This window comes from Methylocaldum sp. MU1018, assembly GCF_053646775.1.
Genome location: NZ_CM132195.1, coordinates 1,207,995 through 1,221,692 on the forward strand (window position 1 = coordinate 1,207,995; position 13,698 = coordinate 1,221,692).

A 13,698-nucleotide genomic window follows, 5' to 3' on the forward strand; every position below is an offset into this window, starting at 1 on the left:
TAAGACGGATCAAGAATGATTATTTCGGATCGCATGGCTGACATACAGCCGTTCTTCGTGATGGAAGTCTTGTCTCGCGCCAAGGCATTGGAGCGGCAGGGGCGGGATGTCATTCATATGGAAATCGGCGAGCCGGATTTTCCGACTCCACCCTTGGTCATCGAATCCGCGGCCGAATTCATGCGGCGCGGAGAAATAAGATATACGCCGGCCGCCGGCTTGCCCGAGCTTCGCGAGGCCGTTTCGAAGCATTACCGCGATCGCTACGGCGTACGGGTCGCGAGCGAGCGAATCTTCATCACGCCCGGCGCTTCCGGCGGCTTCTTGTTGGCCATGAGCCTGCTGCTCAACGAGGGTGACAAGGTTCTGCTGGAGGACCCGGGCTATCCGTGTTATTCGAATTTCGTTCGACTTTTCGGCGGCATTCCTTCGCTGGTTCCCGTCGACGCGTCAACGCGCTTTCATCTCGATTCGGAGCTCCTTTCCGCCTGCTGGGACGGTCGAACGAAAGGAGCGGTGATCGCATCGCCCTCAAATCCCACGGGAGCCGTGCTGCAAGCGGATGAGCTGAAAAAGCTGATCGACGTATTGCAGCAAAGATCGGCTTTTTTGATCGCGGACGAGATTTACCACGGGCTCGAATACGGCAAACCGTCGCCGACGGCGCTGGAGTTTTCGGATCGGATTTTCGTTGTCAATAGTTTTTCAAAATATTTCGGTATGACGGGCTGGCGACTCGGCTGGCTTGTGGTCCCCCGCGACTATATCGATAATGTCGAGAAACTGGCGCAGAATATTTTCATTTCGGCGCCGGCCCCTTCACAATATGCCGCCCTGGCTTCCTTTGCGGAAGCGAACTTACAAGAATTGGAGCGGCGACGACTCGTCTTCCAAGAAAGAAGGGATTTTCTTTGCGAACGGTTGCAAGAAATTGGATTTTCGATCAGTACCATCCCGAGCGGCGCTTTTTATGTCTACGCCGATTGCAGTCGATTTACATCGAGCAGTCTCGAGTTCGCCTTGGATTTGCTGGAGGAAACGGGCGTGGCGCTGACTCCGGGCAAGGATTTCGGTAAAAATGCGCCGGAAAGCCATCTTCGATTTTCCTATGCGGTTACTCGTGATCGATTGGCTACGGCAATCACTCGGATAAGCCGATTTGTACAGCGCTGACCCTGCTCGTACGAATTGGGAACGGAAGAGCTGTGCTAGACTTGCTGGCCATCGCTCGATCTACGGAGCGTTTACGACAAGGCTTGCCCGGGAAACCTTTCCGATTAGTAATATACTTAAAAATCAATGACTTGATGTAAATTCAGTAACCGATCGAATCCAAAGTCGTTGCAGTATCAATTTGGGGGGGAGCCGAATTGCGAAAGCGAAGAGCCAGATTTTGGCGCTTGCATGGAACCTGACGTTCCGTATACCGCACCGTTTGAATCAAAGCCCATGAATACCGTCTGGTTTTTGCGGTGTCGGGGCGTCGGCCGGACTTGTTTCGCTCCGGGTTTCCTGAGTCGGCCGTCTTAATAAAAAGCTAATTGGGGATAGACATATGCGTCGTGCCAGGTATAGAGCCTCATGCGGAATTTTATTCTGCCTCTCGTTTCTCGTGGGATGTGCCCCGCTTACTCCAAATGTCGATCCGCCCTCAGATTATACTTACATTATCGGGCCCGGTGATAGCGTCGAAATGTTCGTATGGGGGAATCCCGAGGTATCTCGCAGCGTGCCCGTTCGCCCGGACGGAAAAATCAGCGCACCGTTGGTAGAAGAGCTTCCCGCATCGGGTAAAACCCCCTTTCAACTCGCGCGCGATATCGAAAAAGAATTGGCGAAATATATTCGCAATCCATTGGTAACCGTAATCGTGAGTGGTTTTGTCGGCCCCTATAGCGAGCAAGTTCGAGTCGTCGGGCAGGCGGCGAAACCTCAGGCCGTTCCCTATAAAGAGAATATGTCTCTGCTGGATTTGATGATCGTTGTGGGCGGGGTTACGGATTTTGCGGCGGGAAATCGGGCCACGATCGTGAGAACGCTGAATGGCGTAAAGCAGCAACTAAGGGTTCGTATTGATGATCTGCTCGAGGATGGCGATATTACGGCTAATGTAAATATACTGCCCGGAGATATCCTGATTATTCCGGAAGCGTATTTCTAAACCCGTTTCGCTTAGGAGCTGATTTCCATGCATGAACTAGTTACCGAAATTCTCGCTTATATCCAAAGCGCGACTCGCTATAAATGGCATTCCATGATTTTGGCATGGGTAATTAGTCTTGCGGGCTGGATTTTTGTGGCGCAAATGCCCGACAAATACGAGGCCAGCGCGCGAGTACATGTCGATACTCGCTCTGTTTTGCGCCCTCTACTTTCGGGCTTGGCGATCCAACCGGACGTTTCCGGCCAAATCCGTCTGATGTCGAAACTTATGTTCAGTCGTCCCAACCTGGAGAAGGTGGCTCGGATGACCGATTTGGATTTGGGCGCCAAGGACGAAGGGTCCATGGAGAAACTGGTTGCCCGCCTGCAATCGTCGATGAGTATTTCGGGTAAAGAAAACAATCTGTTCACGATCAGCGCGGAAGATCAAAATCCGGCGACGGCCAAAAAGATCGTTCAAGCACTGTTGACTATTTTTGTCGAGCAGACCCTTGGAGAATCTCGAGAAGATTCGAACTCCGCGCAAAAGTTTCTGGATCAGCAGTTGAAGGAATACGAGGCTCGTTTGCAAGTTGCGGAAAAAGCAAAAGAGGATTTCAAGCGAGCCAATTATGGATTGTTGCCGCAGCAGGGCGGCGACCTCTATGAGAAGCTCGGTTCTCTGAACGGGCAACTCGAAGAGGCGAAGATAGCGCTGCAAGAAGCCATCAACCGCCGCGAAGAACTGAAGAGGCAGTTGGACGAGGAGGAGCCGACGTTCATGGATTTCGGCGGCCAGGCTGCGGCAAGTCCTCTGGATATGCGTATTCAGGCGCTGCAAGCCCGGTTGGACGAACTGTTGCTCAAATATACGAAGGGTCATCCGGAGGTCATCGCGGTCAAAAAGAGTATCGCCGACTTGGAGCGGCAAAAGCAGAAGGAAGGAGCGGACGCCGCATCCGGAGACGAAGCCGGCATCGGCTCCGGCGGCGAGACCAATCCCGTTTTTCAGCAAAAGAAAATAGCGCTCGGCGAAGCGGATGCGAATGTGGCGTCCTTGAATTCGCGAGTAAATATCTTTGAGCAAAAAATAGAAGAATTAAAAAAGCAAATGGACGACCGTTTGAAAGTGGAGACCGAATTGCAGGGATTGAACAGGGACTATTCGGCGATCAAGCAAAATTACGATGCGCTCCTGAAGCGGCGCGAAACGGCGAGAATGTCGGAGAGCGTAGAGCAAAACACGGATAGCGTTAAATTCAAAATAGTCGACCCGCCTCAAGTGCCTACGAAGCCGTCCAGTCCAAAACGAATTCTATTGTCGTCCGGGATTTTGATAGCTGCCGTCGTGGTGAGTTTCGGCACGGCCATATTTTTGTCGATTCTCCGCCCCGCCTTTGCCACAGTGAATAAACTTCGTGAAATTACAGGGCTGCCGGTACTCGGCAGCGTGTCCATGAGCTGGATTCCGCAAATCAAGCAACGGAAGTGGCGTGAATTTCTGGCTTTTGTCGCTACTTTCGCCATGCTTCTCGTGGTGTTCATCGCGGTAATCGTGTTGGAGATCAAAGGGTATCATCTTCCGTCCTTTATCTAGTCGGAGTCAGCCGCATGAGTATCATAGAAAAGGCACTTGATAAGGCATTGGAGCTCGAACAGTCTTCGACTCATGAAAAACCCGGTCGACAAGATCCGATGGAGCGGGAAGCAAAGACCGAAGCCGCCGTATCGAGCCCGGAACCCACCATCGATCGCGCGGAGCCCAAAATATACGCGATCGATTGGCAGCGTTTGCGAGAAAAAGGCATGCTGGGGCCTGAAATGGCTTACAGCCAGTTGGCGGAGGAGTATCGCCTGATAAAGCGCCCGCTCTTGATGAACGCATTTCCGGATGGCGATAACGGCATCGAGCGCGCCAATCTGATCCTCGTCACCAGCAGCGTTCCCGGCGAGGGAAAAACCTTTAGCGCAGTGAATTTGGCCCTCAGTATCGCCATGGAGCGGGATAAGACCGTTCTATTGGTGGATGCCGATGTGGCGAAACCGTCGATAGCGGGATTGCTCGGGATTCCGGCAAAGGCGGGATTGATCGATTTGCTTCAGGACAAGACGATCTGTTTTTCCGATGTCCTGGTCAAAACGGATATTCCAAATCTCAGTTTATTGCCTGCCGGCAAATTGGATAGCTATTCCACCGAGCTTCTGGCCAGTGACGCGATGAAACGTTTGGTCAAAGAGTTGTCCGCGCGTTATCCCGACCGCGTGGTTATTTTCGACTCTCCGCCTCTGCTGGCCGCCAGCCAGGGGCCGGTTTTGGCGACTCTGGTGGGGCAAGTCGTCCTGGTAATCGAAGCGGAATCCACTCCGCAATATCTCGTTAAGGAATCCATTGCGAAACTGGAGTCCTGCGAAATCATCGGCTGCGTATTAAATAAAACCAAGAAAGGATTCGGATTCCGATATTACGGATATGGGTATGGTTACGGGTATGGGGCTTATGGACAACAGAAGCCCGAAACCTGATTCGAACAGGATTTTGCCCGTGTCGGGCAGCCGAGTTTCAAAGGAACTGCTCTTTGGCCTTCCTCTGATTTTACATTTTTCTCAGGCCGATGCAGTCGACTGGCGTGTGGAGCCTTTTTTAACCGCTCGGGAAATATACTCGGACAATATTAACCTGGGCGGTCAAAGAGTAGGGGGAAGCGAGCGGCGGGCAGACGACGCGTTCGTAACCGAAATCAGTCCCGGTATATCCATACGGCGGGAGGGACGCTCGCAATTCAGGTTGAATTACCGGATGCAGAATCTGTTTTATGCGGGTACGGATGCCAACCCTCGCATTAATAACCAAATGCAGATGAATTCCAATACCGAGCTTTGGGACGATGCGATTTTTTTGAATTCGACAAGCACGATGGGCCAATATAACGGTTCGACCGCGGGTCGTTTTGCTCTGGATAACATTTCTCGTACGGGCAATACGAGCGACTACAGAACTTTTCGGATGAGTCCTTACTGGCTACCTCATTTCGGCGGTTATGCGGAAGGTATCGTCCGAGTTACGTATGGAAACATCGGCGGCGCCAACATCGATTCGAACATTCTGGAGGAGCGGGTCGATTTGCGAAGCGGGAATTGGTTTGACACGGTCGCATGGAGAGCCAATTTCTACAATTACGAAAATCAGCGTGATAATGGCAATGGAACTTCGCTTGGTAACGGCGATATAAACTATCAGAATTATAATGGAGAAGTGCGATATCGTCTGACTCAGGAAATCAGTGCGTTTATCCAGGGCGGCAATTTCAGCAATGATTTTTCAGGACAGTCGCGCGTCTCGCGAGCGCGAAACGGAAGCTACTGGACGGCGGGAATGGCTTGGTCGCCGAGTTCGAAATTTACCATTCAAGGCGGCGCGGGTCTCAACAACTATTTCGGCGCATTGTCATGGGAGCCCACTAAAAGAACCGCAATTCGAGTGATCTATCGCAATAGCGATGTGGGCGGCGTTTATGGCGGCGGGTTCGGCGGCGGCGGGTTCGGCGGCGGCGGGTTCGGCGGCGGCGGGTTCGGCGGCGGCGGGTTCGGCGGCGGCGGGTTCGGCGGCGGCGGGTTCGGCGGCGGCGGGTTCGGCGGCGGCGGGTTCGGCGGCGGCGGGTTCGGCGGCGGCGGGTTCGGCGGCGGCGGGTTCGGCGGCGGCGGGTTCGGCGGCGGCGGGTTCGGCGGCGGCGGGTTCGGCGGCGGCGGGTTCGGCGGCGGCGGGTTCGGCGGCGGCGGGTTCGGTGGCGGCGGGTTCGGCGGCGGCGGGTTCGGGCCGCTGGGAGGATTCAATGCCGGTTCCACTTGGAATGCCTTGCTGACTCACTGGACCCGGAGAACGATGTGGTACGCCAGCTATGGCGTCATCACCACGACTATTCAGCAGGTTCTGTTGGACCAAGACGTGCTTGTCTCGACGGACTCATCTGGCACGCCGATATCGGATCCGACGGCCGATCAATCGTTCTTGTTGCCCATCGATCAGCCGGTTTTGACCGATGAAGTGATTACTCGTGAACGAGGGCAGGTTGGGGTTTCCGGTCATTCTGCAAAGGGTATGCTGGCGCTTACCGCTTATCAGGAGAACCGGAGTTACCAATTTTCGGGAGATCAGGATGTTCTCGGATTCACGGCGTCCCTGGGCTGGCGCTTCGCGGCCAGAACCTACTCGATGTTGCGTTTTCTGCGGCAATCTACCGACAATCAAGGTACCGGATTGGTCGGCGACTCCGAAAATCAGCTTACGATGATGGCGGTCTCGCTCAACCGAAATATTTGGACCGATTTGATCGGTTCGGTGGAGTTTCGGCACTTGCAGCAGACTTCCGACCGCTCCGAGAATGAATACAAGGAAAATCGGGTGACGGCCAGCTTGAATATGAGGTTCTAATCCTTCATGTACGAGACATTTTACAATCTGAAAAAGAAGCCATTCCAACTCAATCCGGATCCCGAATTTTTCTACAACAGCGCGGTTCACAAACGAGCCTTGGCGTATTTGCGCTATGGCTTAGCCCAAGGCGAAGGGTTCGTTGTGGTAACCGGAGAGCCGGGGACCGGGAAAACGATGCTGGTCAAGGAGTTGTTCGGTACGCTCCGGAATGAAAATACCGTCGCCGGCCTGATGGTGACTTCCCAGGTCGGAGCCGAGGATACTCTGCGGATCATAGCCGCCACTTTCGGCCTTTCTTACGATGGAGACGCAAAGGCGGTTCTGCTCAAGAATCTGGAAGATTTTTTCAAGCTCAAGGCCAGAGAGGGAAAACGAGTCCTGCTGGTCGTCGACGAAGCGCAGAACCTTCCGATCCAATCTTTGGAAGAACTGCGCATGCTGCTCAATTTCGAGCTGGAAGGGCGGTCGATTTTTCAAGTTTTTCTGTTGGGACAGGACGAGCTTCGGTTCACCTTGCAGGGAGCCAAATTGGAGCAGGTACGGCAGCGAATAACGGCCATGTACCATTTGCGCCCCTTAGAAAGCGAAGAAACCAAGGAGTACATCCTGCATCGCCTGGCGACCGCGGGATGGGCGCACGATCCGGAATTCACGAAAGAGACGTTCGAAGAAATCTATCGGCACACCCAAGGCGTGCCCCGGATCATCAATACGCTATGCGACCGTCTCCTGTTGTATGGGTATCTGGAGGAACTGCATGTATTGGATCTCGAAGCGGTTCGGCTGGTGATAAAGGAAATGGAGCAGGATGCCGTGCGAGTCGAGTCGCCTCCATCCCGTCCGGAACTGACGAATGCCGAGACGACTATGTACCCGATCGAATCGGGATATTCGGCTCCGGTTGCCGGAAGTTTGGAGGAGCGGGTAGTCCAACTCGAGAATCTGGTCCTCACTTTGCGAAAAACGGTACAAAAAGAGCGGGCTTTGCTGCGGAAAGCCATTCTCTTGCAGCTCGACATGGATGAGGCTTATGGCGAACCGCTTGACAAAATCTAGGAAAAACGGCGACCGCCCTAAAACTTCACGACTGCGAATCGCCCTCGCCCCAACCCTCTCGATCGCAAACGGTCATCCTGGGAAGGGGCTGGCCGGCGCTCCCGGCCAGGCCGTTTGCGATTGGAGAGCCGTAGCCGTCCTTCCCGGAGGGCGGGGGACTTTTTTGACTATCAGTAAAAACGATTACTCAATACGCACCGTTCGTGCAGCTTGGGAGGGCATTCTTGGCTAATCCATCGTCGGTTGGCAATTCCATCGTCAATGCGATGACGGTGGATGTTGAAGACTATTTCCATGTATCGGCATTTGAGCCCTATATCGAGCGGAGCAAATGGGACGAATTGCCCTGTCGCGTCGAGAGGAATACCGATCGGATACTTCAGCTCTTTGCCGAAACGGAAGTGCAGGCCACTTTTTTCACGCTGGGATGGGTCGCCGAGCGGTATCCGGCGCTCGTCAAACGGATAGTAGAGGCGGGTCACGAACTGGCTTGCCACGGCTACAGTCACGTGCGAGCGACTCGGCAGACTCCCGACGAGTTTCGGGAGGACGTTTTGCGCGCCAAGCATTTGCTCGAAGACATCGGCGGAGTGCCGGTTCTTGGATACCGCGCGGCCAGTTATTCGATCGGTTCTAAAAATCTCTGGGCCTTGCGGATTCTGGAGGAATCCGGGTTCGGTTACAGCTCCAGCATTTATCCGGTAAAGCATGACTTGTACGGCATGCCGGAAGCGCCCCGGTTCGCGTTCCGGCCGTGCCGGCCGGACGGGCTGCTGGAAATACCCGTAACTACGGTCGAATTGGGGAACAAGAAATGGCCGTGCGGCGGCGGAGGCTATTTTCGGTTGCTGCCCTATCCGGTTTCCCACTGGGCCATCGAGCGAGTGAATCGGCAAGACGGGCAATCCTGCGTCTTTTATTTTCATCCCTGGGAAATCGATCCGGATCAGCCGAGGCAGCGCGGCATCAGTCTCAAAACCCGGTTCCGCCATTATTTGAACCTTTCTCGGACCGAATCGCGCCTGCGCCGTCTGCTGCGGGAATTTCGCTGGAATACGATGGCGCATGTGTTTCTGTCTTCGCACCACAATTAATCCGGATCGGAACATTGCATGGAAATCAAGCGATTAGATGATAGCCGCAGGTTGGATTGGGATCGGTTCGTGGATGGCTGCACGGAAGCGAGCTTTTTCCATCGAGCCGGATGGCAGACGGCGATCGAACGCGCTTTCGGCCACAAGACGCACTATCTCTTTGCGGAAGAAGAGGGCCGGATAGTCGGCGTATTACCGCTCGGCCACGTCAAAAGCTTCTTGTTCGGCAATGCGCTGATATCGAATCCGTTTTGCGTGTACGGCGGCGCCGCCACGGAATCGGATGCGGCGCGCAAGGCGTTGGAGCGGGCGGCCTGCGAACTGGCGCGGGAGCTCGGGGTGGATTATCTGGAGCTTCGCAACATGAAGTCGCATGGATCCGGCCGGCCCGGCAAATCGCTGTACGTCACATTTCGCAAGAATCTCGATCCCGACCCTGAAAAAAATCTTGCCGCTGTCCCGCGCAAACAGCGCGCGATGATCCGAAAAGGCATTGCGGCCGGCTTGGGCAGCGTCGTCGATCCCGGCGTGGACCGGTTTTTCGGCGCTTATGCCGAGAGCGTCCGCAATCTCGGGACACCGGTATTTCCGAAACGCTATTTCGCCATCCTGAAAGAAGTATTCGGCGATTCCTGTGAAATCCTCAGCGTCGAGCATCAGGGGCGCGTCATCGCCAGCGTGATGAGTTTTTATTTTCGTGACGAAGTGCTCCCCTATTATGGCGGAGGCACCGAAGAAGCCAGGGAACTCAAAGGCAACGACTTCATGTATTGGGAGGTCATGCGGCGCGCGGCGGAAAAAGGCGTGAGGGTGTTCGACTACGGCAGAAGCAAGGAAGGCACCGGCTCCTACCGGTTCAAGACTCACTGGGGGTTCGAGCCCGAGCCGCTGGCTTACGAGTATGAGCTGGTGAAAGCCAAGGCGGTGCCCGAAATCAATCCGCTCAACCCGAAATATCGATACTTTATCGCGGCCTGGCAGCGTCTGCCTTTGCCGGTCAGCAATCTGGTGGGCCCCTGGCTTTCCCGCAGCCTCGGCTGAACGTCGCGGCGCCGCATATGAAGGAGATTTTGTTCCTCGCTCACAGAATTCCCTATCCGCCGAACAAGGGAGACAAGATACGATCCTTTCATTGGCTCAAGTTTTTATCGGAGTCTTATCGGGTTCATCTCGGCGCGTTCGTGGACGATCCGAACGACTGGTGCCATGCGGCCGAGGTTAAGGCATTCTGCGGGGAAACCTGTCTGCTTTCTCTGCATCCAGGGCGAGCCAAGCTGAAGAGCCTCAAGGGATTGGCGGCGCGACTCCCTTTGACCGTGCCTTATTACTCCGACGCTCGCATGAGCCGCTGGGTAAACGGCCTTTTGAATGCGCGTCCGCTCCATGCCGTTTTGGTGTTTTCGTCGGCAATGGCCCAATATGTCGGCGGGATCGATTCTCTGCCGCGGCTCATCGATTTCGTCGACGTCGATTCCGACAAATGGCGGCAGTACGCGGCCAAAAAATCGTGGCCGGTGAATTGGATTTACCGGCGGGAAGCCGAGTATCTGGCCGCCTACGACCGTGGAATCGCGAATTCGTTCGATTATTCCCTATTCGTGTCGGACAGCGAGGCGGACTTGTTCAAAGAACTTGCCCCTGAAGCGAAAGATCGGATTCTCGGTCTCGAAAACGGCGTCGACACGGCTTACTTCTCGGATCGGGCGGATTACGCCGATCCTTATTCGCCCGGCGAGCATGTCATGGTGTTCACCGGGGCGATGGATTATTGGGCCAATATCGACGCGGTTACTTGGTTTGCGCACGAGATATTTCCGGAAATCCGCCGCCAAATGGATTCCGCGCGGTTTTATATCGTCGGCGCGCGTCCTGCCGAGGCGGTCCGGAATCTCGCCCGTATCGAGGGCGTGACGGTAACCGGGGCGGTTCACGACGTTCGGCCTTTCCTGAAGCATGCCCGATGCGCGGTGACGCCCCTGCGGATCGCGAGGGGAATTCAGAACAAAGTGCTGGAGGCCATGGCGATGGGCAAATCCATCGTTTCCACCAAGGCGGCGATGGAAGGCATCGAAGTCGAGGAACCCCTGGATCTTTCCGTTGCGGAAACTTCCCGGGAATGGACAGACGCCATCTTGCGCACCCTTCGCGTCGATGCGCTGCCGTTTAGATCCGAGAGGAACAGGGCATTTGTCGTGCGGCGCTATGCTTGGGAAAACAGTCTTTATCGCTTGGAGGCTTTGCTGAATTCCATATGAAAACGAGTCATGAGCCATTGCCGGGCGCGACAGGCAGGAATGCGCCCGATGTGTCCCTGGAATGGCCTGTCGCATTGGGATTGACGGTCTCGTCCATCCTGGCGCTGCTGGGCATTTATCATTCGACCTTATGGTCGATGGTCGCCATCTGGTGGCGTTCGGAGACTTTTGCCCACGGCTTCTTGATTTTTCCGATCAGCATTTGGCTGATCTGGCGGCGTCGGCTACGGGTGATTCCTCTTTCCCCGAAACCCGACTATCGGGCTTTGCCGCTGCTGTTTTTTCTCGGGCTGGCATGGCTCATGGCGCACATCGCCGATATTCAAGTGGGCGAGCAGCTAGCGTTTGTCGGAATGATTCCGCTCCTTTGCTGGATGATGCTCGGCTGGCCCATATTTGCCGAACTGGCGTTTCCGCTCGGGTTTCTTCTGCTTTCCGTGCCGATCGGTGAGTTTCTGATTCCGCCCATGATGGATTTCACCGCGGATTTTACGGTGATGATGCTGCGGCTCACGGGCATTCCGGTCTATCGGGAAGGAACGTTTTTCAGCATTCCCAGCGGAGATTGGTCGGTCGTGGAAGGGTGCAGCGGACTGCGCTATCTCATTGCGTCGATCACGTTGGGATGCCTTTACGCCTACCTGACCTATCGCTCGTCGATCCGGAGAGCGGCTTTCGTCATCATGGCCCTGGTTTTCCCGGTGATCGCCAACGGTCTCCGCGCCTATATGATCGTCATGATTGCCCATTTAAGCGACATGAAACTGGCTCTCGGGGTCGATCATTTCATCTACGGCTGGGTGTTTTTCGGCTTTGTGATGCTGATGATGTTCTGGATCGGCTCGTTCTGGAGCGAACCCGAAGCGGACGGCATCGGCCGCCCTTCTGCGGGCGCCGCGCCGCGAGCCGGTCGGGGCGGCGCGAACCGGCTCGCGAAGAGCGCCGTCGCCGCGCTGGGCCTGGCCGCGCTTTGGCCGGCGTGGGCCGCGCATATCGACGAACTGATGAATGAGCGCAATGTTCCGGTTCGGTTGCAGGCGCCGCAGCCCGCCGGCGCTTGGCAGTCGACGGCATCCCTGACGGAATGGGAGCCCTCCTATGTAGGATCGGATGCGAAAGTCAAGACATTTTTTGACGACGGCTCCCGCAGAGTCGGTTTGTATGTCATGTACTATCGCAGCCAGGAGCAGGGGGCGGAACTCATCAATTCGCAAAACATTTTGATTCGGCAGAAGCATCCCGTCTGGAAAATGCCGGAAGAAAAGCCGATCGAGATTCTGTTGAACGGCCAGCCCGTCACCGTGTGGCAAGGGCGCCTCAATTCCCCGGACCAGAAACTGCTGACCTGGCGCTGGAACTGGGTATCGGGGCGCTATACGGCAAACGATTACCTCGGCAAGTTGCTCGAAGCCAAGGATAAATTGCTGGGAACCATCCGCGACGGCGCGGCAATCGTCGTCGTTACCGAATATGAAGAAAATCTCGAGGATGCCTCCGAGACGCTTCAGCGCTTCATGGATGCCATGTTGCCATCGGTGGAGCAAAGCCTGAAACAAGCTGCCGAGCCGTAGACGATGAGTTCCCCGCTGGTAGTCCATGTCATCTATCGCCTCGGTGTCGGCGGTCTGGAAAACGGTTTGGTGAATTTGATCAACCGGACCCCCTCGGACCGGTATCGCCACGCCGTCATCTGTCTCAAGGATTCGACCGAGTTCGGCAGACGGTTGAAACAGGGCGTCCCGGTTTACGAGTTACACCGCCGCGAGGGCCAGGATTGGGCGGTTCACGGGCGGTTGTACAAATTGCTGCGCCAGTTCGAGCCCGCCATCGTCCACACCCGCAATCTGGCCGCCCTGGAATGTCAACTGCCGGCCTGGATGGCGGGCGTTCCCCATCGGGTCCACGGCGAACATGGATGGGACGTTTTCGACCCGGACGGGAACAATCGCAAATACCAGTGGCTGCGCCGGTTTTTTAAGCTCTTCGTACATCGCTATGTCCCGCTGTCGCGGCATCTGGAACGCTATCTTCGCGAAAAAATCAAGATTCCGGACGAAAGAATCACCCGCATCTGCAATGGCGTCGATACGGCGGTATTTCATCCGGCGCCCGACGGTCGGCGATCGATACCCGGATGCCCTTTCCCGAATCGGGGCGGGCAGATCCTCGTCGGCACCGTCGGCCGCATGCATGGCGTGAAAGACCAGATCACGCTGGCGAAAGCCTTCGTGAGTCTGCTCGACCGCCGCGCCGATCTTCGGGAGTACGTGCGCTTGGTTCTGGTGGGAGACGGGCCCTTGCGCGCCGAGGCCCGCGATTTGCTGGAGACGGCCGGCATGGCCCAACTGGCCTGGATGCCCGGCGAGCGTTCGGATATCGCCGACATCCTGAGAGGGCTCGATATCTTCGTGCTCCCGTCGCAAGCGGAAGGCATTTCGAACACGATTCTGGAAGCCATGGCCACGGGGCTTCCGATCGTCGCCACCGATGTCGGCGGCAATTCCGAGCTGGTCGCGGACGGTGTCACGGGAACCCTGGTGCCGCCACGAGATCCCGGGGCTATGGCGGAGGCGTTGGTGGCGTATCTGGACGATCGCGGGACGATTTCGGCTCACGGCAGGGCAGGGCTCGAAAGGGTGAGGGAGTTCTTTAGCCTTGACGGCATGGTCGGCCGCTATCTTGAAGTTTACGACGAGTTATTGGGCACGAGGCATTGAGG

11 protein-coding genes are annotated in these 13,698 nt (G+C 55.8%); all 11 read left to right on the forward strand.

Annotated elements, in window-relative coordinates:
• The first annotated feature begins 15 nt into the window (after window positions 1–15).
• The 11 genes from ACWJKU_RS05675 (at window position 16) to ACWJKU_RS05725 (ending at window position 13,696) form a co-directional block, all read left to right on the forward strand.
• Complete coding sequence (locus tag ACWJKU_RS05675) at window positions 16–1,173, forward strand: aminotransferase class I/II-fold pyridoxal phosphate-dependent enzyme (RefSeq protein ID WP_454146620.1); 1,158 nt, start codon at window positions 16–18, stop codon at window positions 1,171–1,173.
• Window positions 1,174–1,555: 382 nt separating this feature from the next.
• A complete protein-coding gene (locus ACWJKU_RS05680; protein ID WP_454146622.1) occupies window positions 1,556–2,161 on the forward strand; it encodes an XrtA/PEP-CTERM system exopolysaccharide export protein in 606 nt (201 codons plus the stop codon).
• Window positions 2,162–2,188: 27 nt separating this feature from the next.
• A complete protein-coding gene (locus ACWJKU_RS05685) occupies window positions 2,189–3,739 on the forward strand; it encodes an XrtA system polysaccharide chain length determinant (RefSeq protein WP_454146624.1) in 1,551 nt (516 codons plus the stop codon).
• A 14-nt stretch (window positions 3,740–3,753) separates the two neighbouring features.
• A complete protein-coding gene (locus tag ACWJKU_RS05690) occupies window positions 3,754–4,665 on the forward strand; it encodes an XrtA-associated tyrosine autokinase (RefSeq protein ID WP_454146626.1) in 912 nt (303 codons plus the stop codon).
• Window positions 4,640–6,571: a TIGR03016 family PEP-CTERM system-associated outer membrane protein gene (locus ACWJKU_RS05695; RefSeq protein WP_454146628.1), complete on the forward strand. Its 1,932-nt coding sequence runs from the start codon at window positions 4,640–4,642 to the stop codon at window positions 6,569–6,571. The genes ACWJKU_RS05690 and ACWJKU_RS05695 overlap by 26 nt, the downstream gene beginning before the upstream one ends.
• A gap of 6 nt (window positions 6,572–6,577) precedes the next feature.
• Window positions 6,578–7,630, forward strand: a complete 1,053-nt coding sequence (locus ACWJKU_RS05700) for an XrtA/PEP-CTERM system-associated ATPase (RefSeq protein WP_454146630.1) — start codon at window positions 6,578–6,580, stop codon at window positions 7,628–7,630.
• Between the two features lie 224 nt (window positions 7,631–7,854).
• The gene (locus ACWJKU_RS05705) at window positions 7,855–8,724 is read left to right on the forward strand and encodes an XrtA system polysaccharide deacetylase (protein WP_454146632.1); all 870 of its coding nucleotides are present in this window, start codon (window positions 7,855–7,857) and stop codon (window positions 8,722–8,724) included.
• A gap of 18 nt (window positions 8,725–8,742) precedes the next feature.
• Window positions 8,743–9,765, forward strand: a complete 1,023-nt coding sequence (locus ACWJKU_RS05710) for a FemAB family XrtA/PEP-CTERM system-associated protein (protein WP_454146634.1) — start codon at window positions 8,743–8,745, stop codon at window positions 9,763–9,765.
• A 17-nt stretch (window positions 9,766–9,782) separates the two neighbouring features.
• On the forward strand, window positions 9,783–10,979 hold the full coding sequence (locus ACWJKU_RS05715; RefSeq protein WP_454146636.1) for a TIGR03087 family PEP-CTERM/XrtA system glycosyltransferase: 1,197 nt from the start codon (window positions 9,783–9,785) through the stop codon (window positions 10,977–10,979).
• Window positions 10,976–12,550: an exosortase A gene (gene xrtA / locus ACWJKU_RS05720; RefSeq protein WP_454146638.1), complete on the forward strand. Its 1,575-nt coding sequence runs from the start codon at window positions 10,976–10,978 to the stop codon at window positions 12,548–12,550. Before ACWJKU_RS05715 ends, xrtA begins: the two co-directional genes overlap by 4 nt.
• A 3-nt stretch (window positions 12,551–12,553) precedes the next feature.
• On the forward strand, window positions 12,554–13,696 hold the full coding sequence (locus tag ACWJKU_RS05725; RefSeq protein WP_454146640.1) for a TIGR03088 family PEP-CTERM/XrtA system glycosyltransferase: 1,143 nt from the start codon (window positions 12,554–12,556) through the stop codon (window positions 13,694–13,696).
• The last annotated feature ends 2 nt before the right edge of the window (window positions 13,697–13,698 follow it).

What these genes read in the sequence shown, in the direction of transcription:
- ACWJKU_RS05675 (WP_454146620.1), top strand. Translation starts at nt 16, where the DNA reads ATGATTATTTCGGATCGCATGGCTGACATACAGCCGTTCTTCGTGATG.
- ACWJKU_RS05680 (WP_454146622.1), top strand. Translation starts at nt 1,556, where the DNA reads ATGCGTCGTGCCAGGTATAGAGCCTCATGCGGAATTTTATTCTGCCTC.
- ACWJKU_RS05685 (WP_454146624.1), top strand. Translation starts at nt 2,189, where the DNA reads ATGCATGAACTAGTTACCGAAATTCTCGCTTATATCCAAAGCGCGACT.
- ACWJKU_RS05690 (WP_454146626.1), top strand. Translation starts at nt 3,754, where the DNA reads ATGAGTATCATAGAAAAGGCACTTGATAAGGCATTGGAGCTCGAACAG.
- ACWJKU_RS05695 (WP_454146628.1), top strand. Translation starts at nt 4,640, where the DNA reads ATGGACAACAGAAGCCCGAAACCTGATTCGAACAGGATTTTGCCCGTG.
- ACWJKU_RS05700 (WP_454146630.1), top strand. Translation starts at nt 6,578, where the DNA reads ATGTACGAGACATTTTACAATCTGAAAAAGAAGCCATTCCAACTCAAT.
- ACWJKU_RS05710 (WP_454146634.1), top strand. Translation starts at nt 8,743, where the DNA reads ATGGAAATCAAGCGATTAGATGATAGCCGCAGGTTGGATTGGGATCGG.
- ACWJKU_RS05715 (WP_454146636.1), top strand. Translation starts at nt 9,783, where the DNA reads ATGAAGGAGATTTTGTTCCTCGCTCACAGAATTCCCTATCCGCCGAAC.
- xrtA (WP_454146638.1), top strand. Translation starts at nt 10,976, where the DNA reads ATGAAAACGAGTCATGAGCCATTGCCGGGCGCGACAGGCAGGAATGCG.
- ACWJKU_RS05725 (WP_454146640.1), top strand. Translation starts at nt 12,554, where the DNA reads ATGAGTTCCCCGCTGGTAGTCCATGTCATCTATCGCCTCGGTGTCGGC.